Origin of the sequence: Massilia brevitalea, from assembly GCF_030711405.1 — a bacterium.
GTDB lineage: Bacteria > Pseudomonadota > Gammaproteobacteria > Burkholderiales > Burkholderiaceae_D > Telluria > Telluria brevitalea.
In genome coordinates this window covers 93,650-113,748 of sequence record NZ_JAULSI010000012.1, presented here as the reverse complement: position 1 = coordinate 113,748, position 20,099 = coordinate 93,650, and the positions used below count along the sequence as shown (strand labels likewise).

The 20,099-nt window shown below is 65.0% G+C and carries 25 protein-coding genes; 14 read left to right on the top strand and 11 right to left on the bottom strand.

Translation table 11 applies throughout. The features are described 5' to 3' along the window. Nucleotides 1–49: 49 nt before the first annotated feature. The 6 genes from QWL29_RS09890 to QWL29_RS09865 all read left to right on the top strand — a co-directional run bounded on the left by QWL29_RS09890 (nucleotide 50) and on the right by QWL29_RS09865 (nucleotide 3,256). Entirely contained in the window at nucleotides 50–433 is a 384-nt protein-coding gene (locus QWL29_RS09890) for a DUF4398 domain-containing protein (RefSeq protein ID WP_370663686.1), read from the top strand. Between the two features lie 159 nt (nucleotides 434–592). Continuing rightward, nucleotides 593–1,495 (top strand): OmpA family protein, encoded by a 903-nt coding sequence (locus QWL29_RS09885; protein WP_305822715.1) that lies wholly within the window; start codon nucleotides 593–595, stop codon nucleotides 1,493–1,495. A 37-nt stretch (nucleotides 1,496–1,532) separates the two neighbouring features. Then, entirely contained in the window at nucleotides 1,533–2,072 is a 540-nt protein-coding gene (locus QWL29_RS09880) for a ferritin-like domain-containing protein (protein ID WP_305822714.1), read from the top strand. Between the two features lie 41 nt (nucleotides 2,073–2,113). Beyond that, nucleotides 2,114–2,437, top strand: coding sequence for an ElaB/YgaM/YqjD family protein (locus QWL29_RS09875; protein ID WP_305822713.1), 324 nt, complete (start codon nucleotides 2,114–2,116; stop codon nucleotides 2,435–2,437). Between the two features lie 18 nt (nucleotides 2,438–2,455). Beyond that, entirely contained in the window at nucleotides 2,456–2,842 is a 387-nt protein-coding gene (locus QWL29_RS09870) for a phage holin family protein (protein ID WP_305822712.1), read from the top strand. Between the two features lie 21 nt (nucleotides 2,843–2,863). Further along, on the top strand, nucleotides 2,864–3,256 hold the full coding sequence (locus QWL29_RS09865; RefSeq protein WP_305822711.1) for a hypothetical protein: 393 nt from the start codon (nucleotides 2,864–2,866) through the stop codon (nucleotides 3,254–3,256). A gap of 160 nt (nucleotides 3,257–3,416) precedes the next feature. Here QWL29_RS09865 and QWL29_RS09860 read toward each other — a convergent pair whose 3' ends face one another. Together QWL29_RS09860 and QWL29_RS09855 are read right to left on the bottom strand one after the other, a co-directional pair. Then, a complete protein-coding gene (locus QWL29_RS09860) occupies nucleotides 3,417–3,818 on the bottom strand; it encodes a hypothetical protein (RefSeq protein WP_305822710.1) in 402 nt (133 codons plus the stop codon). A gap of 97 nt (nucleotides 3,819–3,915) precedes the next feature. Further along, nucleotides 3,916–4,380 carry an outer membrane lipoprotein gene (locus QWL29_RS09855; RefSeq protein ID WP_305822709.1) on the bottom strand — a complete coding sequence of 155 codons (465 nt, stop codon included), beginning with the start codon at nucleotides 4,378–4,380 and terminating at the stop codon, nucleotides 3,916–3,918. Nucleotides 4,381–4,642: 262 nt separating this feature from the next. On the opposite strand from QWL29_RS09855, the gene QWL29_RS09850 reads away from it, so the two are divergent. The 3 genes from QWL29_RS09850 (at nucleotide 4,643) to QWL29_RS09840 (ending at nucleotide 6,960) form a co-directional block, all read left to right on the top strand. Next, nucleotides 4,643–5,242 (top strand): hypothetical protein, encoded by a 600-nt coding sequence (locus tag QWL29_RS09850; protein ID WP_305822708.1) that lies wholly within the window; start codon nucleotides 4,643–4,645, stop codon nucleotides 5,240–5,242. An 85-nt stretch (nucleotides 5,243–5,327) separates the two neighbouring features. Next, nucleotides 5,328–5,642 (top strand): BON domain-containing protein, encoded by a 315-nt coding sequence (locus QWL29_RS09845; RefSeq protein ID WP_305822707.1) that lies wholly within the window; start codon nucleotides 5,328–5,330, stop codon nucleotides 5,640–5,642. 49 nt (nucleotides 5,643–5,691) lie between these two features. Next, a complete protein-coding gene (locus QWL29_RS09840; protein WP_308635202.1) occupies nucleotides 5,692–6,960 on the top strand; it encodes an AI-2E family transporter in 1,269 nt (422 codons plus the stop codon). A gap of 253 nt (nucleotides 6,961–7,213) precedes the next feature. Here the strand turns inward: QWL29_RS09840 and QWL29_RS09835 are convergent, their stop codons facing one another. Then, complete coding sequence (locus QWL29_RS09835; RefSeq protein WP_305822706.1) at nucleotides 7,214–8,128, bottom strand: YihY/virulence factor BrkB family protein; 915 nt, start codon at nucleotides 8,126–8,128, stop codon at nucleotides 7,214–7,216. 128 nt (nucleotides 8,129–8,256) lie between these two features. After that, on the bottom strand, nucleotides 8,257–9,294 hold the full coding sequence (locus QWL29_RS09830) for an OmpA family protein (RefSeq protein ID WP_305822705.1): 1,038 nt from the start codon (nucleotides 9,292–9,294) through the stop codon (nucleotides 8,257–8,259). A 466-nt stretch (nucleotides 9,295–9,760) separates the two neighbouring features. On the opposite strand from QWL29_RS09830, the gene QWL29_RS09825 reads away from it, so the two are divergent. From QWL29_RS09825 to phbB, 5 genes are all read left to right on the top strand, one after another. Then, nucleotides 9,761–10,366, top strand: a complete 606-nt coding sequence (locus tag QWL29_RS09825) for a winged helix-turn-helix domain-containing protein (RefSeq protein ID WP_305822704.1) — start codon at nucleotides 9,761–9,763, stop codon at nucleotides 10,364–10,366. A gap of 201 nt (nucleotides 10,367–10,567) precedes the next feature. Further along, nucleotides 10,568–11,329: a glutathione peroxidase gene (locus QWL29_RS09820; RefSeq protein ID WP_305822703.1), complete on the top strand. Its 762-nt coding sequence runs from the start codon at nucleotides 10,568–10,570 to the stop codon at nucleotides 11,327–11,329. Nucleotides 11,330–11,384: 55 nt separating this feature from the next. Next, complete coding sequence (locus tag QWL29_RS09815) at nucleotides 11,385–12,251, top strand: M90 family metallopeptidase (protein WP_305822702.1); 867 nt, start codon at nucleotides 11,385–11,387, stop codon at nucleotides 12,249–12,251. An 84-nt stretch (nucleotides 12,252–12,335) separates the two neighbouring features. Next, nucleotides 12,336–12,890 (top strand): glycine zipper domain-containing protein, encoded by a 555-nt coding sequence (locus QWL29_RS09810; protein ID WP_305822701.1) that lies wholly within the window; start codon nucleotides 12,336–12,338, stop codon nucleotides 12,888–12,890. Between the two features lie 179 nt (nucleotides 12,891–13,069). Further along, nucleotides 13,070–13,816 (top strand): acetoacetyl-CoA reductase, encoded by a 747-nt coding sequence (phbB, locus tag QWL29_RS09805; protein WP_305822700.1) that lies wholly within the window; start codon nucleotides 13,070–13,072, stop codon nucleotides 13,814–13,816. Nucleotides 13,817–13,824: 8 nt separating this feature from the next. On the opposite strand, the gene QWL29_RS09800 is transcribed toward phbB, so the two are convergent. From QWL29_RS09800 to QWL29_RS09770, 7 genes are all read right to left on the bottom strand, one after another. Continuing rightward, nucleotides 13,825–14,208 (bottom strand): TraR/DksA family transcriptional regulator, encoded by a 384-nt coding sequence (locus tag QWL29_RS09800; RefSeq protein WP_305822699.1) that lies wholly within the window; start codon nucleotides 14,206–14,208, stop codon nucleotides 13,825–13,827. A 202-nt stretch (nucleotides 14,209–14,410) separates the two neighbouring features. Further along, nucleotides 14,411–15,004, bottom strand: coding sequence for a hypothetical protein (locus QWL29_RS09795; protein ID WP_305822698.1), 594 nt, complete (start codon nucleotides 15,002–15,004; stop codon nucleotides 14,411–14,413). 15 nt (nucleotides 15,005–15,019) lie between these two features. Next, entirely contained in the window at nucleotides 15,020–15,877 is an 858-nt protein-coding gene (locus tag QWL29_RS09790) for a hypothetical protein (protein ID WP_305822697.1), read from the bottom strand. 108 nt (nucleotides 15,878–15,985) lie between these two features. Further along, a complete protein-coding gene (locus tag QWL29_RS09785; RefSeq protein WP_370663685.1) occupies nucleotides 15,986–16,327 on the bottom strand; it encodes a VOC family protein in 342 nt (113 codons plus the stop codon). 105 nt (nucleotides 16,328–16,432) lie between these two features. Continuing rightward, nucleotides 16,433–17,212: a hydroxypyruvate isomerase gene (gene hyi, locus QWL29_RS09780; RefSeq protein WP_305822695.1), complete on the bottom strand. Its 780-nt coding sequence runs from the start codon at nucleotides 17,210–17,212 to the stop codon at nucleotides 16,433–16,435. A 418-nt stretch (nucleotides 17,213–17,630) separates the two neighbouring features. Further along, nucleotides 17,631–19,034, bottom strand: a complete 1,404-nt coding sequence (locus QWL29_RS09775) for a DEAD/DEAH box helicase (protein WP_305822694.1) — start codon at nucleotides 19,032–19,034, stop codon at nucleotides 17,631–17,633. Between the two features lie 213 nt (nucleotides 19,035–19,247). Continuing rightward, nucleotides 19,248–20,027, bottom strand: coding sequence for an inositol monophosphatase family protein (locus tag QWL29_RS09770; RefSeq protein WP_305822744.1), 780 nt, complete (start codon nucleotides 20,025–20,027; stop codon nucleotides 19,248–19,250). Nucleotides 20,028–20,099: the final 72 nt, after the last annotated feature.

Sequence of the window (20,099 nt, the reverse complement as noted above, 5' to 3'; positions counted from 1 at the left end):
CAAGCTTATAACGTTAACAACTTCCTCACATAAACAGGAGTACAGAATGATGAAGCATTCCCCGATCAAAGGTGCAATCAGTGGCGCCGCCGTCGCCGCCATGCTGGTCCTGACCGGCTGCGCCAGCCAGAAGGCGCCGGCCACGGCCGATGTCGCGGTGTCGCGCAATGCGGTCCAGAACGCCGTGCAGGCCGGTGCGGCCGAGCTGGCCCCGGCCGAGATCACGGCGGCGCGCGCCAAGATGATGCGCGCCAACGAAGCCCTGGCCGCACGCGACTACAAGCTGGCGCGCGAGCTGGCGATGCAGGCCCAGGCCGATGCGCAGCTGGCCCAGAGCAAGGCGAACTCGGCCAAGGCCACCGCCGCCTCGGACGCGCTGAACGAAGACCTGCGCGTGCTGCGCCAGGAAGTCGAGCGCGCAAACTCGCAGTAAGCGTAGTTAGTAACAGGGGCAGCGCCCGCCATGCGCGCGCCGTCCGCCATGCAGCACGGCTACGCATCCGTGCAGCACACCATGACAGCGCCGCACCGCGCATGCCGGCGCACCGCGATCCCATGCGCCATGCGGCGCCAACGACAAGGAGGGCATAACATGAAAAACCGTTTCCTGAAACCGGCCGTCTTCGCCAGCGCCATCCTGCTGGCCGCCTGCAGCAGCACGCCGACCACCACGCCGACCCTGGACCAGGCGCGCGCCGATTTCGTTTCCGCCAACAATAATCCGCAGGTCTCGACCTACGCGCCGATGGAATTCCGCGACGCCAGCGCCGCGCTCGACCGCGCCAACACCGCCGCCGCCAAGAAAGAAAGCCTGGAAGACATCGACCGCCTGGCCTACGTGGCCAAGCAGAAGATCGCCACCGCCCAGGAGGTGGCACGCGCCAAGTCCGCCGAAGCGAACATCGCGAACGCCTCGGTGGAACGCAACGCCGTGCGCCTGGAAGCACGCACCGCCGAAGCCGAACGCGCCAAGCGCGAGGCCGAAGCCGCGCAGGCCGCCGCCGTGGCCGCCCAGCAGCAGGCCAACGCCGCCGCCGAGCAGAACCGCGCCCTGGCCGACCGCGCCGCCAAGCTCGAAGCGATGCTGGTCGAGCTGCACGCCAAGCAGACCGAGCGCGGCATGGTCGTCACCATCGGCGACGTGCTGTTCGCGACCGGCCAGGCAAACCTGACGCCGAACGGAACCTCGACCCTGCGCAAGCTTGCCGAGGTGATGCAGCAGAACCCGGAGCGTACCGTGCTGGTCGAAGGGTTTACCGACAGCACCGGCAGCTCGAGCTTCAACCAGGACCTGTCGCAGCGCCGCGCCAACGCGGTCGCCACGGCACTGGGTGAAATGGGCGTCGAACGCCAGCGCATCGCCACCAAGGCCTATGGCGAAGCCTTCCCGATCGCGGGCAACGACACGGCCGGCAACCGCCAGCTGAACCGCCGCGTCGAGATCGTGCTGTCGAACGGCAATGCGCCGATTCCGCAGCGTACTGCCGGACGCTGAACCGGCGGACCGTTTTTTTTGAAGTAAAGGAACCATCATGGAACAGTCTGGCAAGCCCCTGGCGCACGGCTTCGACATCGAAGCCATCCGCCGCGCCGCCGCCAACATCGACGAAGGCGCCGTCACCGACGGCTATGCGGCCGACCGCGAAGCCGTCATCGCCATGCTGAACGACGCACTGGCCACCGAGCTGCTGTGCGTGCTGCGCTACAAGCGTCACTATTACACGGTGAGTGGGCCGAATAACGGCGCCCTGAAGGCCGAGTTCCTGGAGCATGCGCAGCAGGAGCAGGACCACGCCGACCGCATCGCCGAGCGCATCGTGCAACTGAACGGGTCGCCGAACTTCAACCCGGCCACGCTGACCGCGCGGTCGCATGCCGAGTACGACGATTCCGACGATACGCAGGCCATGGTGCGCGCCGACCTGATCGCCGAGCGCGTGGCCATCGAGTCCTACCGCCAGATGATCGTGGCGATCGGCGACAAGGACCCGACCACGCGCCAGATGCTCACCGAAATCCTCGCCGTCGAGGAAGAGCATGCCGACGACATGCGCGACTTCCTCGTGCCGTAACACGTTTTATCCAACCCCATAACCCACAACAGGAGTACATCATGCAAGACACCACCGCCCGCTCGATCGACAACGGCCTGAAAGACGCAAACGCCGACATGAAAGTCCTGGTCAAGGATGCCCAGTCGCTGCTGAGCGCAGCCGCTTCGCTGACCGGCGACAAGGCCGACGAGCTGCGTTCGCGCGGCATGGAACTGCTGGACCGCGCCATGGGCAAGGCCAGCCAGTACCAGGGTCAAGCTGTCGTCAAGAGCAAGGAACTGGCGCACACGGCCGATGTCTACGTTAAAGACAACCCATGGCGCACCGTCGTTGCCGCCGCCAGCGTCGGCCTGCTGGTCGGCATCGTCCTGGGTCGTAAATAATATACGTCGGAGAGCGCCATGGAAAAGACCGACACCGTTGTACATGGTCCCGGACTTATGGGCGGCATCTCCGGCCTGGCGAAGAACCTGTTCGGCCTCATCGTGTCCCGCGTCGAATTAGCGGCACTCGAGTTGTCGGAGGTGCGCAACCACGCGATCGAACTGCTGGCGATCTTCGCCGGCGCCGTTCTCGCCGTGTGGTTCGCACTGGCCTACGGCACCGCGACAATCGTGGCGCTGGCCTGGGACGCCATGGGCTGGAAGATCCTGCTGGTGCTGTTCCTCGTCTTCCTGGCCATCACGGCTGCACTCGTGATGAAGGGTATGGCGATGCTCAAGCAGGGCAAGCTTGCCTTCCCGGAAACGATGAACGAACTGCGCAACGACCGCGACGCATTGCTGTAAGCGTCTACCAGGGGAGGGAACATGGACAAGCATCATCATAATGACGAACCGACCGGCCTGTCCGGTCACAAGCACCGCCGCGATCCGGCCACCCGCAAGGCCGAGCTGCTGCGCGAAGGCGAGTTCTACCGTGCCGGAGTGGCCTACGCACGCGCACAAGTGAAACACGGCGCGCGGCCCGAAGTCATGTTACATTCTGCATTCGACCACGCGACATGGGCGCTGCGGGCCAGGGCTGATGCTCTGCTGAAACCCACGGGCACCAGCATCTCCGTCCTGATGCCGTATGGCCTGGCTGCCTTCAACTTCGTGCGCCAGCGGCGCATGGGCAAGCAGGCACTGGCCGGTGCGGTCCTGCTGGGCGTAGCGGGCTGGTTCATGCAGAAGCGCCGGGCAGCACGCGAAGTAGCCTGAGCACGGCCGCGTTGCTTGCGGCTTGCCAGGGGCGCGCAGTGAGTGTGCGCTCCTGCGACCGGATCCTCGCGGCGTCGACGAAAGAATATGGTGGGGCTTGAGCGGCGTCGCAATCCTTGATTGGGCGCCGTCTTTTTTTGCCGACGGCCTGTAAGCGGCCTCAGCGCCCTACCGCCGTGTTGCCGGCGCTGCCGGAACCCGTGCTGGCCGCGCCAGCCTGTACCGGCGCCTCGGCGCGTACCGCCTTCATCTCGCTTTCCCACGTTGCCTGGGCAGTCTTCAGGCAGGCTGCGCGTTCCGCCGCCGGCCCGGCCTTGCAGGCATTCTTCGCCTCATCCAGCGCGGCGCCGATTTCCTTCGTGCGCGTGCGCATGCGTTCCTGGCGCGTCGTGTCTTCCTTGTACCAGCGCACCGGATCGCCCTGCGCGATTTCGCGCGCCTGCTTGCTGGCCGCGGCCGGCGGCACGTTGGCGTCGGTGCTGGCCTGGGCCAGGGCGAGGGGAGCGGCGGCGGCGAGCAAGGCGCCGAGCACGGCGCGTCCAGCGATCGTTCGAACGTTCATGATGACCTCCACAAAGAAGACGGGCCGGCGCAGGCCGGCCCGTGGGCGCTTCGAGAAATGAGGGGGCAGGGCGGCGGGAGCGGCCCCGAGCCTGGTGTCAGTAACGGTAGACGCGGCCGTCGACCAGGCGCACGCGGTTGCCCACGCGCAGGTCATAGGCGCTGTCCTGGACCACGGTGCGGTATTCGCCGTTGTCCATGCGCACGTTCACCTGATACATCTCCTGGCCATTGCCGGCATTCCGGTTGCGCTCGACATTGTTGCCGATGGCTGCGCCGGCCACGCCGCCGGCCACCGTGGCCGCCGTACGGCCGCTGCCGCTGCCGACCTGGTTGCCCGCCAGGGCGCCGATCAGCGCGCCGGCGACGGCGCCGCCGCCGCTGGTGCGGTTCTCGGCCTGGGTCACCTGGATCGATTCAATGGTGCCGTAGCCCATCGAAGCGGTGTTGTTGTAGCCGCTGTTGTAGCCATTGTTACCGTACGAAGGGCCGTTGCTGGCGCAACCGGCGAGGATGGCGCTGACTGCGACAACCGCAGCGGCAAGGGTGCGGGTAGCTTTCATATTGTTCTCCTGGCAAATGATGTACGGCCAGAATAGACAGCCGCGCGCGAGGGGTCTGTGCGATGACGCACGCATTGTTGCCGAGTTACTAATGCTGAGCAGTATCGCGCTGTTGTGTTCGACAGCGTACAGAAGACGGTGTGCGATCGGCGTAAAACGTCATTACTGTGTTGATACACAGAGCGAAAAAAGAGAGCACAAAACAAAACAGCAGGGAACATCGAGAGTACGGAGCAGGAGTACCAAACACATGACGACAAGAATGAAAAATACGCATGCGCTGTTGATCGTCGGAGCTGCCCTGTTGTGGGTCGGCCATGCGCGGGCCCAGGCGGTCACGACGCCGGCCATGCCGGCCGCGACGGCCGCAGCCACGGGTGCACCGGTGCCCGACGCCAAGACCGCGTATGAGCGGGCGCGCGACACGGCGGCCGCCAGCTACAAGGCGGCGCGGACGCGCTGTGACAGCCTGAGCGGCAACCCGCACGATGTGTGCGAGGCCGAAGCCAAGGCCGAGCGCGTGCGCACCGAGGAAGAAGCCGGCGCCGCCTACAAGAACACCCTGAAGGCCTATACCCAGGCCCGCATGCGCATCGCCGACGCCAACCATGCGCGCGACAAGGCGCGCTGCGGGGCGCTGGCGGGCAACGACCGCGACGTGTGCATCAAGCAGGCCAAGGCGACCCTGGTCGCCGCCCAGGCCGATGCCACGGCGGACCGCAAGATGATCGAAGCACGCAGCAATGCGCGCGAAGACAAACTGACGGCTGAATACCGGGTCGCACTGCAGAAGTGCGATGCGTTTGCCGGCGCGGCAAAGGACCAATGTGTCCAGGCCGCAAAAACCGCGTACGGCAAGTAACGTACCGGCCCCGCTCGCAGTGAGCAAGCAGTAAACATACGACGCAGTGAATATTTTTTTGACCAACGAAAGAAAGGGATACATCATGAAAATCACCCAACGCCTTGCCACCGCTGTCTTCACCGGCGCGCTCGCCTTCACCATGGTCGGTTGCGCTTCCGGCCCGCAAAAGGAAAGCGCCGGCGAATACGTCGACGACAGCGTCATCACCGCCAAGGTGAAGGCTGCCTTCGCCGCCGACTCGAACGTCAAGGCAACCGAGATCAACGTCGAAACCTTCAAGGGCGACGTCCAGCTGTCGGGCTTCGTGTCCGATGCCGGCGATGCACAGAAGGCCGTCGCGATCGCCCGCGGCGTCAAGGGTGTGACTTCGGTCAAGAACGATATCCGCGTGAAGTAATCCACGCAGCCGGGGCGGCGCGGTCCGGCGACTAACATTCGGCAAACACATGCAACTCGCCAGACCGGGCTCGGCAGAAGCCGAGCCAAACCACACCGCCGCCCCCGAGGGAAGTCCGGCATTTGCGGCAGCCGCCGCGAAGCCGGACTTGCCCGAGCCTTCTTTATCCGGCGATCCGCACCATCCCGACGACCTGGCCCTGCATGCGGGCGGCCTGCGTCTTCCCGTCCATGTGAACGCCAGAGGGCTGTCGCTGGGCATCCTGGCCACTGTCGCCTTTGTCTTCGCGCTGCAATGGGCGCAAAAATTCTTCGTGCCGCTGCTGCTCGGCATCTTCATCGCCTACACCCTGAGTCCGGTCGTACGCTGGCTCGAGCGCCTGCGCATTCCGCGCCTGATCGGCGCCACCATCGTCACCGCCGTGCTGCTGGGCGGCATGGGCGCGACCATGTACCGGCTGCAGGACGAATTCTTCAACATCCTCGACGAACTGCCGACGCTGACCCACAAGGTGACCAAGCTGGTCTCCAGCGCCACCGGCGGCGAGGGCTCGACCATCCAGCGCGTGCAAAAGGCCGCCGCCGAGATCGAGCAGGCCACCGCGAATGTCGGCGCCAACCCGCGCCTGATCCAGCGCCGCCCCACGCTGGCGGCCCAGCATTCATCGGGTTTCCGCATCACCGACTGGCTGCTGGCCGGCTCGGTCGGCCTGGCGTCGTTCGTCACCCAGGCGACCATGGTCGTGTTCCTGGTGTTTTTCCTGCTGCTGGCCGGCGACACCTTCAAGCGCAAGCTGGTCAAGCTGACCGGGCCCTCGCTCACGCGCAAAAAGGTGACCGTACACATCCTGGACGACATCAACACCTCGATCCAGAACTACATGTTCATGCTGCTGGTCACGAACATCCTGCTGGCCCTGCTGATGTGGGTGGCGCTGCGCGCCATCGGCCTGGAAAACGCCGGCGCCTGGGCCATCTTCGCCGGCGTGGCCCACATCATGCCGTACTTCGGCCCCTTGCTGATCACCTCGGCCACCGGCCTGGTCGCCTTCATGCAGTTCGAGTCGCTGCGCATGGTGATCCTGGTGGCCGGCGCCTCGATGGGCATCGCCACCCTGGTCGGCATGGTCGTCACCACCTGGATGACCGGCAAGATCGCCAAGATGAATCCGGCCGCCGTGTTCGTCAGCCTGCTGTTCTGGGGCTGGCTGTGGGGCATGTGGGGCCTGCTGCTCGGCGTGCCGGTGGTGGTGGTGCTGAAGGTCGTCGCCGAGCGCGTCGAAGGCATGGAAGCCCTGGCGGAGCTGCTCGGCGAGTAGGGTGGGTTCTCTAACCCACCGGTTATGCGCCGGGTAGGGTGGGCACTTGTGCCCACGCGGTCGTGCCCTCGCATCCCCTATGGCTTCGCGAAGCAGCACGACCACCTGCTGTTCTACCGCGTGGGCACAAGTGCCCACCCTACAGCTTGTCACCGACCGTTCGAGCAGCCTGACATTGTTGGTTGGCACGGGCCAACGGCCCACAAAACAAAACAGCCGCGACGTATCGCGGCTGTTACACGTAAGCCAGGCTTCAGCTCATGCGCTTGATGTTCTTGGCCCCGGTCTCTTCCTTCGGCTTGTGCCGCAAGCTGCCCAGTTGCAGCGCATACTGGCGCGCGAACTCGGCGCCGAGGAAGAAGATCTGCGCCGAGTAATACACCCACAGCAGCAGGGCGATCAGCGAGCCGGCCGCGCCGAAGCTGCTGGCGGCGCCGCTGTTGCCGATGTACAGGCCGATGCCGAATTTCCCGAGGGTGAACAGGGCGGCGGTGCCGAGTGCGCCGATGGTGACATCGTGCCAGGACAGGTGGATGCGCGGCAGCAGCTTGTAGATGGTGCCGAACAGGACGGCGATGACGAGGAAGCTGATGCAGGACGAAATCCAGCCGATGATGATCGACGCTTCCTTGTACATGCCGCCGAAATAGTTTTCGACCACGGCCATCGCCGCGCTCACCACCAGCGACACCATCAGCAGGAAGCCCAGCACCAGGATCAGGCCGAACGACAGCAGGCGCGTGCGCACCGTGTCCCACCAGCTGGCGTCTTTCGGCGGCGGCACGTCCCAGATCTCGTCCAGGCTGTCCTTCAGCTCGGCGAAGACGGAGGTGGCGCCGACCAGCAGCAGCACGGTGGCGATGATGGTGGCCATCAGGCCGCTGTCCTTGTTCTGTGCGCCGGCCAGGATGGCCTGGATGGTGTCGGCGCCTTGCGCCCCGACCAGGCCGCGCAATTCATTGAATAACTGCCCGCGCGCCGCTTCGGCGCCGTAGAAGAAGCCGGCGATCGCGATCACCAGCACCAGGATCGGCGCCAGCGAGAACAGGGTGTAGTAAGCCAGTGCGGCGCCCTTGCTGGCGGCGCGGTGGTCCAGCCATTCGCTGACGGCGCACTTCATCACGTGGATGATCTGGCGTGAATATGGGAACCAATTTTTAACGGCCATACCGGATCTCCAGAAAAAGAAAAAGAGGAAAAAGAAAAGGGGCCCGAGGCCCCTTTGGCCGGACGTCCTGGGACGCCCGGAGATCAAGGGGCAATGTCGATTTCATTGCCCCTGCCGGTAGACCGGAATTACTGCACGCGTTTTTCGATCGTGATCTGCTCGACTTCGACGCGACGGTTTGGTTCCAGGCACTTGATCAGGTCTGCACGTTTCTTGTCGTTGCACTCGACGACAGGATTCGCTTCGCCTTTGCCGACGGCGTTCAGGCGGCCACCGTCGATGCCCTTGCTGACCAGGTAGTCACGCACGGCGTTGGCGCGGCGCTCCGACAGTTTCTGGTTGTAGCTGTCCGAACCCAGGCGGTCGGTGTAGCCGGTGATGTCGACGTTGGTGATGCTGGTGTCGGCTTGCAGGGCCATGGCGATCTCGTCCAGGCGGGTCTGCGGCATGCGCAGTTCAGCCTTGTCGAACTGGAACAGTTCGGTAGCCGACATCGTGACCTTCTCGAAGCGTGCTGGCGGTGGTGGCGGCGGAGCGACCGGCGCCGGTGCCGGAGCCGGGGCTTCGACGACTGGTGCCGGAGCTGGTGCCGGTGGTGCTGGCGGCGGGTTGAACGCGTAGTTCAGGCCGACGGTGACGTACTTGTTGTTGCTTTGTTCGAAGCCGTAGCGTTCGTCGTCACGCAGGAAGCCGCGCACCGAACGGATGTCGGCCTGCAGCGACCACTGTGGGCTCAGGCTTGCCTGGAAGCCGATACCGGCGGTTGCATATGGCGAGTTCTTGCTGACGAAACGCTGTGCGTTTTCAACCTTGTCGCGCTCGGCGCCAACGCCGAACAGGATGAATGGGCGGAACTGTTTACGCGACAGCATCAGCAGCGCATCGACGCCGACCAGGGTCTGGCGATAGCGCGCAGCGCCGTCTTCGGTACGGACCTGGGTGGCACCGATCTGGATATCCCAGTACGGGTGCACGGCCTTACCGAACTTCAGGCCGCCGCCCCAGTCCTTGTCATCCACGCCGAAGTTGCTGTCAGGCTTCATGCCGACAACGCTAGGCTGGATGTACCAGGACGGGTTGATGATCTCAGACGCTTCTTGAGCCAGCGCGGTGCCGGCGGCGCAGAGCATGGCGACGGCCAGGGCGATCTTCTTCGAATTATTCACAGGAAACTCCCATAAGTTGAAAAGGTAGGGTGACATCGCGTGCCTTGACAGTGATGTTGGAGTGAAGAATACGAGGACGAGTTCCGAAGGGTCCGTGCGCTAGCGCACCTATGGATACTGCTGAGTGACAAAACCGCAACGTTGACAGCTTGATTTCACATTTGCTCTATATAGAGGGAAGCCGGATTTAACTTAATTGGAGGAAACTTTCTAATTTTGTCATCGTCCGTTGTAATTGTACAACAAGTGCCGTTTTTCTTGAGTTCATTTGATTTTTGATAAGTTCTATGCTTGCCGAAATTCTTCATGGAATTTTACCAATGTGGGCTGGCGCACAGACCGGACAGTCTGACGCAGGCAATCTTGTGGCCAGTTAAGCGGAACCCAAGGTGTTGTCAGGGTGTCATACAGACACACAGCGACCCGGACCACACAGTCTCTCTCTATCTCAACGGAGTACACCAACATGCATGCAACGACCCATCATAACGCGGTGCAAGGCGAACACGGCGCAGTGCACACTTCCAGCAACTCAGCGCTGATCGAACGCGTGCCGCCCCAACCGACCGAACGCGCCCCGATTTCGTTGGCGCCGATCGAGCGTGTGCGGTCTACCTCGGCTACCCAGCGCCGGATCGAGAACATGCAAAAGCTCATCAACGAACTGTCGACCCATGAGATGCTCGCCGACGAGATCGCATGGTTCCTGAAATTCTCGCCGTCGGGCGCCCGCAAGTACATCCGCGACCTGCGCGAAGCCGGCGTCATCGAACTGGCCCGCTACATCGAAGGCACCGCTACCTACCTGGGCAAGGCCGTGTACCAGATCTGCCCGGACCAGGAACGCGTGAAGGCCTTCCTGGCCGCCATCTGCCAGCCGAAGCGCGAAGGCGTCGCCCCACGCAAGGAGCGTCCAGGCCTGCGCGAGCAGAGCATGGCCGGCAGCGGCCGCCACTTCCACATCCTGGCCGACGACACCCACTACGCGATCCGCGTGAACCGCAGCCCGGTTGCGCGCGATCCGCTGGTCGCCGCCCTGTTCGGCCCGGCCCCTGGCCAGGTTGGCAAGTAACGCGCTCCGGCGCCTGCCGGAAGTGCGCAGCGGTGGAGACCCGAGGCGCCCTTCCTGAATCGACGATCGCTGTCGTCAAGTAAACGCCGCCCAGTGCGGCGTTTGCCGTTTACATCCGATCACCCGTCCGTGCCGGCCGGTTGAAAACCTGCCAACAAGCCCCACCTGCGGCGGATATCCTGATAACAGAAAGGAAATCCCATGCTGCCGAGTGCCGAATCGCTGGAAGGCAAACCAGTACCGAAGGTCACGTTCAAGATCCGCCCGAACGATGTCTGGCAAGACCTGGGCAGCGACGAGCTGTTCAAGGGCAAGACCGTCGTCGTCTTTGCGCTGCCCGGCGCCTACACGCCGACCTGTTCCTCGACCCACCTGCCGCGCTACAACGAGCTGGCCGCCGTGCTGCACGATAACGGTGTCGACGAGATCGTCTGCATCTCGGTCAACGATGCCTTCGTGATGAACGAATGGCGGCACGGCCAGGACGCCGACGCGATCACCTTCATCCCCGACGGCAATGGCGACTTCACGCGCGCCATGGGCATGCTGGTCGACAAGCGCGATCTCGGCTTCGGCCAGCGCTCGTGGCGCTATTCGATGCTGGTGCGCGATGGCGTGATCGAGAAGATGTTCATCGAGGAAGAGGGCGATGACGATGACGATCCCTTTGCCGTGTCCGATGCCGACACCATGCTCAGGCACATCAACCCGCAGGCCGTGGCGCCGGAACCGATCGTCATGTTCTCGCGCCCCGGTTGCCCGTTCTGCGCACGCGCCAAGGCGGCGCTGGCGCACCACCGTTTGCGGTTTACGGATATTTCGCAGAGCCAGAAGATCAATATCAGTGTGCTGCGCGCCGTGAGCGGAAACATCACCTGGCCCCAGGTCTTCATCGGCGGGCGCCTGATCGGCGGCGCCGACGAGCTGGACGCCCATCTGACGCAGCGCACGGCGGCGGCGTGAGACGCCCCGCCTTATCGGGTAACTTGTTCCACGGCCCATTTGACAGGATGCGCTGATGGAAGCCTTGCTGACCGTTTCCGCACTCGTGGCCGCGGGCCTGCTGGCCTGGGGCATCCCGCGCTGGCGCCTGCAGCGCGCGCTGGCCCGGCCCTTGCCGCCGAACGCACTCGACACGCTGGCGCGCAATGTCGCGCAGTACAGCGGCATGGATGCCGCCCAGCGCACCCGCCTCGAGCGCCTGGTGCGCCGCTTCCTGCACGAAAAAACCTTCGTCGGCTGCGCCGGCCTCGAGGTCACCGACGAGATGCGGGTGACCATCTCCGGCCAGGCCTGCCTGCTGCTGCTCGGCACCAAGGGCGATCTGGTCTACCCGACCCTGCATTCGGTGCTGGTCTATCCGGGCGCCTTCCTGGTGCCGCGGCGCCAGGTCGACGAAGCCGGAGTCGTCAGCGAGGAGCGCCAGGACCTGCTGGGCGAATCCTGGGGCGACGGGCGCGTGATCCTGTCCTGGGATCACGTGCGCCGCAGCGACAACGAAGAGCCGCCGTCGCACAACGTCGTCCTGCACGAGTTCGCCCACCAGCTCGACAGCGAATCCGGCAGCACCAACGGCGCGCCCTACCTGGGCAGCGCCGAGCGCTATCGCAGCTGGTCGGAAGTGCTGTCGCGCGACTTCGCGGCGCTGCGCCACGACGCCTGGTTCGGCCAGCAGGGCGTGCTCGACCATTACGGCGCCACCAATCCGGCCGAATTCTTCGCGGTGGCCACCGAGGCCTTTTTTGAACAGCCGCACCGGCTGGCCGAACGCCACGGCGCCCTGTTCGAGGAATTCCTGAAGTACTACCGGGTCGATCCGCGCGCCTGGAGCGCACCGCCGGCGCCGGTGCCGGACTACGGCATGGCGTATGGGCAGTGGCAGTAGGCGGGCCAAACTGCGTGCGTTTGCGTACAGATTGTGCAGCCCAGCAGGAGCATCCTGTTGTCATTACAGACGCAGGAGAATGCCATGTCTACCATCATTGCAGGACACTTCGAACTCCAGGACGAGGTCGACGTCGCGCGCCGTGCCCTGGCCGAGGCCGGTTTCAGCCAGGAACGCATCAGCGCCTTTTACCTGAGCCAGGCCGGCCAGCACGACATGACCCCGATCGGCGGCGACAACCTCCATTCGCCGGGCGCCAAGGAAACCCCGGTTGGCGTGGTGCAGGGCGCGGCCACCGGTGGCGCCATCGGTGCTGCCATCGGCACGGCCACGGTGCCGCTCACCGGTCCGGCCGGCCCGATCGTCGGCGGCCTGGTCGGCGCCCACGTCGGCTCGCTGTTCAGCTTTTCCAAGATGAAGGAAGCCGGCGAGCGCGAAGAGGGCGGACGGGCCCCGATCGAGCAGCGCAAGGCGGGCATGCTGGTGGCCGTTGCCTTCGACGATGCCGGCGACGAGGGCCGCGCCATCGAGGTCTTGCGCCGGCTGGGTGCGGTGCAGGTCGAACGTGCGCGCGGGAACATCGTGGACGGAGACTGGGCCGATTTCGATCCATCGCAGCCGCCGGATATTGTTCACTGAGTGTGCACTGAGCATCGGGTGAGCGTCCGCCGGGCCTCCTGATATTCCGCGAACCTGTTTTCAGGCCTAGCGCAAGCGAGCCGTGCAGTATATGCATTTGATCCATCTCAATGTTCACGGGAGCCGCGCTCCTAGACTTGTCCGTTCCGGCCGCCTGGCCGTCGACAAGGGGAAACGAGATGGAAGAGAAACGCGTAGCACTGGTAACCGGGGGCATGGGCGGCCTCGGCACGGCACTGTGCCGCCGCCTGCACGACGCGGGCTGTGCGGTTGCACTCACCTATTCGCCGGGCAATCCTGCGCCCGAGGGCTGGCTCGCCGCCCAGCGCGACGAGGATTACCGCTTTACCGCTTATAAACTCGACGTAACCGACCACGACGCCTGCGCCGCCACCGTGGCGCGCCTGCTCGATACGTTCGGCCGCATCGACGTCCTGGTGAACAACGCCGGCATCACGCGCGACCGCAGCCTGCGCAAGATGACGATGGACGACTGGCGCGCCGTGCTGTCCACCAACCTCGACAGCGTATTCAACATGAGCAAGGCGGTAATCGAGCCCATGGTCACTGGGCGCTGGGGCCGGATCGTCAACATTTCCTCGGTGAACGCGAACGCCGGCGCCTTCGGCCAGGCGAACTACGCCGCGGCCAAGGCCGGCATGCATGGCTTCACCAAGGCGCTGGCGCTGGAAATGGCGCGCTACGGCGTGACCGTCAACACGGTGTCGCCGGGCTACCTGCGCACGAAGATGGTGAGCGCGGTGCCTGCCGAGATCATGCAGACCAAAATCCTGCCGCAGATTCCGGTGGGCCGCCTCGGCGAGCCGGACGAGGTGGCGGCCCTGGTTGCTTACCTGGCGTCGGACGCGGCCGGTTTCGTGACCGGCGCCGACATCGCCATCAACGGCGGCCAGCACATGCGCTGACGCAGCGCCTAGCGTTTCTCGAAGCGCGTCTGGCAGGCAATGCACAGGCGCGCTTCGGGGCGGGCCTGCAGGCGCGAGTAACCGATGTCGTTGCCGCATTCCTCGCACAAGCCATAGCTGCCGTCCTCGAATTTCGCCAAAGCATGGCGCAGTACCTGCATCTGGGCGGCATGGTGCCCGGCCGCTTCAAGCGCCAGATCGTTCAGCAGGCGCACGGTGGCCTTGTCGGCGGGCGAGGTTTCGATTTCGGACACGGGCAGGTCGCGCCCACCCTCGGGATGGGGTTCTGCAAGCTCGTTCAGGCCGCTGAGCGCGGCCAGGCGGGCCTCGAGGGCGGCGCGCAACTGCGCCAGCTGGCCTTGGTCGAGGGCGGCCATGGCAGGGACGCGCATTCAGGACCGCCGCGCGGCAAGGCGTTGCGCAGGCCGCATGCTAGCCTGAAGCAAAGGAAAGCGGTCCATTGCGCACTCCCCGGTAACGGTGTGGGGACAGTGTAGCGCGATGCGGGAGGGAAGAACATGGGTGCACGCGTGCGCCCGTTGTGGCGGCCCGGGTGGCCCGGGCAGTTGATGTAGGTCGGGTGGCTGGAGCGCCTCAGGCCGGCTTGGCAGGCGGCGCCGGCGCCTTGTTGGCCTCGATCGCGGCCATGTGCGCGCGAATCTTGTCGAGCGCCCCGACGATGGAGGCGGCCTGTCCGGTGGCCGCCGCGCCCGCCAGCTGCAGCAGGCCGCCGACCAGGCCGGTGATGTCGCCGATCAGGGTGATCTTGCGGATCTTTTCCGCCGCTTCGGTGGTCAGGGCGATCACGCCGCGCTGCGATTTGCCGAGCGACTTCACGATGTAGGTGGCGGCGTCGGCGTACAGGCCGTTGGCGCGCTGGCGCAATATCACTTCGTCCTCGAGCAGGGCGCGGGCGGCGGCCTGGAGCGCATCGGGGACCGTGCGGCCCTGGTAGGCGCGGATGTCGCGCATGATGCGGTCGTGCAGCTGGTCTGCGCAGGCGGACAATTGATCCGCCAACTCGACGATCTGCTGGACGCTGGCCAGGCCGCTGCCCTGGTCGCCCGCCGCTGCGGCCGGCGCCGCCGCGGCCGCCATGGCCGGGACCGCCGTGCCATCGTTGGCCACTTCTTGCGCTGGGCCGCCGTTCCTGGCCGCGCCGGCGGCTGCCTCGTTGTCGTTTTCCATTGCGTCTCCTTTGGATCAGTCGCCGGACAGGCCTTCGCGGATGGTCCGCAAGTCCCGCGCGTAATTGCCCAGCATGCGGCGCACATCCGCCTCGGACAGCTTGTGCAGGTTCTCGCGCAGCTTCTGGTGGCCGAGCGCGACTTTCGTCAGGCCCTGCAGCGCCAGGTCGTAGCGGCGGTCGATCAGCTTGTACTCGCTGGCCTTGTTCAGGTAATGCACCTTGGCCAGGGTGACCAGCATGCGGTCGCCGGTCTTGTTGTTGAACGGCAGCTCGACGTCGAAGATGCCGAGGATGGTCTTCTTTTCATTTTCGTTGGTCTTGTAGTACAGGCGGGTGAGCGAGATCATCGCCTCCAGCAGCACCTGCACGTCGGCATCGCCGTCGCGCACCATGGTTTCCACGCTGCGGTTCTGGTAGCCCGAAGCGATCACCCGCGTCAGCAGGCGGGTCAGGCCGGTGTAGGCGGCGATGTGGCGCTGCGCCAGGCCGGATTCGGTATTCGCCTTCAGCCCGTTGCCGAGGTCGTCGATGCGTTCCGACAGGTCGTAGCGGGTGTCGCCGGCCAGCAGGCTCAGCGTTTGCATATAGAGCACCACCGCCTTTTGCACGCTGACGAAGTCGTCGTACACGGCGCGGCGCTTGGCATCGTTCTCGCGCGCCAGCTTGTCGGCGGCGGCGGGCAGGTAGGGCTGTTCGCGTTCGTAGGTGTCGCGGTAGCGGCGCGAAAGCTCGGCATAGCCGCCCAGGCGCGCCGAGGCATCGGCGAATTCGCGCACCTCGGTCAGGCTGACGGGACCGTTGGAAGTCGCGCAACCGCCCAGCAGCAGGCTGGTGCCGAGCAGGGCGGTGGCGACGAAGCGGAAGATGTTCATCGGGTCCTTTCAAGCGGCGAAAATGCCGGCAGGAAAGTACCCATTCTGGCAAACGGCGCGCGGGGCGGCGTTGCAGTTAGTCAACTCATTCGTCGACTATCACCGGGCTTACGCCACCTTGGCCAGGTCGAAGTGCGGATTCTCGATAATGCCGAATAAATTGCCGTACGGATCGCGGATGGTGGCAACCCGGATGCCGTCGCCCACGTCTTCGACTGGCGACTCGACCGTGGCGCCGAGCCCTTCCAGGCGCGCTACCTCGGCCCTGGCATCCGGGGTGCCCCAGTAGGCGGTGGCGCCGGCGCTGCCGGGCACGCCATCCGGCACCAGGCCCAGCTCGAAGCCGCCGACCTCAAAGCCGACATAGAAGGGCTGCTCGAAGTAGGGCGCCTTGTCGAGCACGCGGCGGTACCACTCGGTGGCCTCGGTCAATTGCGTAACGGGGTAAATGACGGTGCCCGGCCCTGGATCATGGCAATCTTTCTAGTTGATTTGCAAACAATCGTGCACCAAGCTGTGGGGCTTGTCCAGCGCTACATTCTTTCAGACAGCGCGTCAGCCCGCCAGTTCCGTGCGCCAGCCCAGGCCTTGCGCGGTGTCGCCTTGTGGGTTGTATTCGCAGCCGATCCAGCCGCCGTAGCCAAGCTCGTCCAACAGGCGGAACAGGTAGCGGTAGTTGATCTCGCCGCTGCCCGGTTCGTGACGGCCCGGCACATCGGCCAGCTGGATGTGGCGGATCAGCGGCAGCAGGGTGCGCAGGCTGTTGGCCAGGTCGCCTTCCATGCGCTGCATGTGGTAGATGTCGAATTGCAGGAACAGGTTGCCGGCGCCGCATTCCTCGATAATGGCGGCGGCCTGGCGCGAGCCGGTGAGGAAATAGCCGGGCATATCGCGGTCGTTGATCGGCTCGATCAGCAGGGCGATCCCCTTTTCCTTCAGCTTGCCTGCGGCGAACTGCAGGTTGGCGACGTAGGTCGCGTGGGCGCGCTCCTCGGGCACATTCGGCGGGATCTTGCCTGCCATGCAGTGCAACTGCTTGACGCCGAGTTCGTCAGCGTAATCGAGGGCGAGCTCGACGCTGTCCTGGAATTCGCCGATGCGGCGCGGATCGCAGGCCAGGCCGCGGTCGCCGGCAGCCCAGTCGCCCGGCGGGAAGTTGTGCAGGACAAGTTGCAGGTCGTAGCGGGCCAGGCGGCCCGTGATCCATTCCGGCTCGCAGGCATACGGGAACAGGAATTCGACCGCATCGAACCCGGCCGTCCGCGCCGCGGCGAAGCGGTCGAGGAAGCTGAGCTCGGGGAACAGCGTGCTCAGGTTGGCGGCAAATTTCGGCATGGCGGGTCTCGAATGTTGACAGCCCGCTATCGTAGCATCCGGGGTGAAAACGTGCTGGGGTGGGCAATCGTGTGGCGTGGTATGGAGTTGTCATGGCGGCAGCCGCGACTGTACGGTGGGCGCCCCGTGCCCACGCGGAAGCTGGCATGGTGACCACGCATTTAACGCCGAAGAAGCTGCATGCCGCCGGCGCGGCCCCGGGCATGCCGCGAGCGCTTGTATTGGTCCGCATTCATTATCGCCGCGCTCGGACGGTAACGCGGCATCACCCTCCGCGTGGGCACGGGGTGCCTTTCGCGGCCCGGCCCACCGTACGGTCGCTGCCCGCATCCACGGTCAGCGCCAACCATCGTCACGCCAACAAAAAAGGACAGGCCGGCATCCCGGTCCTGTCCTTTTCAGCGAAAGCGAGATCAGCTTAACGGTCGCGGCCGCCCTGGCGTGGCGCTGCACCGCTGCGTGCGCCGCGGTTGCCGCCGCCGTTGCCGGCAGCTGCCGGACGTGCGCCGCCATTGCCGCCGCCTGCAGCACGGCCGCCGTTGCCGGCGCCCGCACCGGCGCTACGTCCCTGGCCCTGGCCGCCGCTACGGCCGCCGCCTGGACGGCCGCCACGGTTCGCATGGCCCGGCGCGCCGCTGCGCAGCTGGATCGGCTGAGCCTTGGCGTTCATGTCCGGCTCGAAGCCCGGGATCACGTGACGCGGCAGGGTCTGCTTGATCAGCTTTTCGATGTCTTTCAGCATCTGGTGCTCGTCGACGCAGACCAGCGACACGGCTTCGCCGGTGGCGCCGGCGCGGCCGGTACGGCCGATACGGTGAACATAGTCTTCCGGCACGTTCGGCAGGTCGTAGTTCACGACGTGCGGCAGCTGGTCGATGTCGATGCCGCGTGCGGCGATGTCGGTCGCCACCAGCACTTGCAGGCTGCCGTCCTTGAATTCGGACAGGGCCTTGGTGCGCGCGGTCTGGCTCTTGTTGCCATGGATCGCCATGGCGCCGATGCCATCCTTGCCCAGCTGCTCGACCAGCTTGTTCGCGCCGTGCTTGGTGCGGGTGAACACCAGCACCTGGTGCCAGTCGTTTTCCTTGATCAGGTGCGCCAGCATCGGGTGCTTCTTGTCGCGGTCGACCGGGTGGATCTTCTGGGCGATCACTTCCACGGTCGAGTTGCGGCGCGCGACTTCAATCGAGGCCGGGTTGTTCAGCAGCTTGTCGGCCAGGGCCTTGATCTCGTCCGAGAAAGTGGCCGAGAACAGCAGGTTCTGGCGCTTGGCCGGCAGCACGGCCAGCACTTTCTTGATGTCGTGGATGAAGCCCATGTCGAGCATGCGGTCGGCTTCGTCCAGAATCAGGATCTCGACCTTCGACAGATCGACGGTGCGCTGGCCGACGTGGTCCAGCAGGCGGCCCGGCGTAGCGACGAGCACGTCGACGCCTTGCTTGAGCAGCTTGATCTGCGGGTTGATGCCGACGCCGCCGAAGATCACGGCCGAGTTCAGGTTGGTGTACTTGCCGTACAGGCGCACGCTTTCCTCGACCTGGGCCGCCAGTTCGCGGGTCGGGGCCAGGATCAGGGCGCGGATCGCACGCGGGGCGCTCTTGCTCTTGATGGCTGCGCCGACAGCGTCGGTCGACAGGCGCTGCAGCAGCGGCAGGGTGAAGCCGGCGGTCTTGCCGGTGCCGGTCTGGGCGCCGGCCAGCAAATCGCCGCCGCCGAGTACGGCAGGGATGGCCTGGGCCTGGATCGGGGTCGGCGTGGTATAGCCTTGCTCAGTAACTGCGCGAACAATAGCGTCGGACAAGCCGAGGGTAGCAAATGACATAGATTCTCTGGTGAAGTTGATTCCGCCGCCGGCGCAAGCGGCGCCAGGATCGGAAGGGCAGTTCAGGGCAATGCTGGCGCAGCGTCGTATACGCTGTCCGCTCCCGAACCGATTATAGTGAATTTGTTGCAGTGTGGAAATGCTGTGCTGGATCAGGCCGGGTGCGACCTTGCGCGGCGGCCTGGAATCCAGCTATTTTACGCGATTCTGCGATTATGCGAACGGGACCATCAAAGGCACCATCTGCGCGAACACTTTCGGGCCGGCGGCGATGATGTCGCCTTTGTTCAGGTACTGCGATTCGCCGTTGAACTCGCCGACGATGCCACCCGCTTCGGTCACCAGAAGCGAACCCGCCGCGATGTCCCAGATCTTCAGGCCCTTTTCGAAGTAACCGTCGACGCGGCCGGCGGCCACGTTGGCCAGTTCCAGTGCGGCCGAACCGGCGCTGCGCACGCCGTGGCAGCGCGAGGCGACGACTTCGTACATGCGCAGGTATTCGGCCAGCGCGCGTGGATCAGGGCCATGGCCGGCAGCCAGCAGCGACTTGACGATGCGGTCGTTGTTCTTGACGCGGATGCGCTTGTCGTTCAGGTAGGCGCCCGCGCCCTTGGTGGCGGTGAACAAATCGTTGCGCACCGGGTCGTAGACCACGGCTTGCGTGATCACGCCGCGCTGCTGCAGCGCGATCGAGATGCAATAGTTAGGGTAGCCGTGCAGGAAGTTGGTGGTGCCGTCGAGCGGATCGATGATCCAGACGTATTCGCTTTCGTCGTTCAAATTGCGCGAAGCGCCCGACTCTTCGGCCAGGATGGCGTGGTCAGGGTAGGCTTTCAGCAGGGTTTCGACGATGGCTTGCTCGGAAGCCTGGTCGACGTCGGTGACGAAATCGTTGTGTTGTTTTTCCGAGACGGTAACGCGGTCCAGGTCGAAAGACGCGCGGTTAATGACAGTGGCAGCGCGGCGAGCGGCCTTGATGGCCGTGTTGAGCATTGGGTGCATGAAAGCTTTTTCCGTAAAAAAATGCTGACGCCCACCGCGCAGTCTGGCGCCGTGAACCGTCGG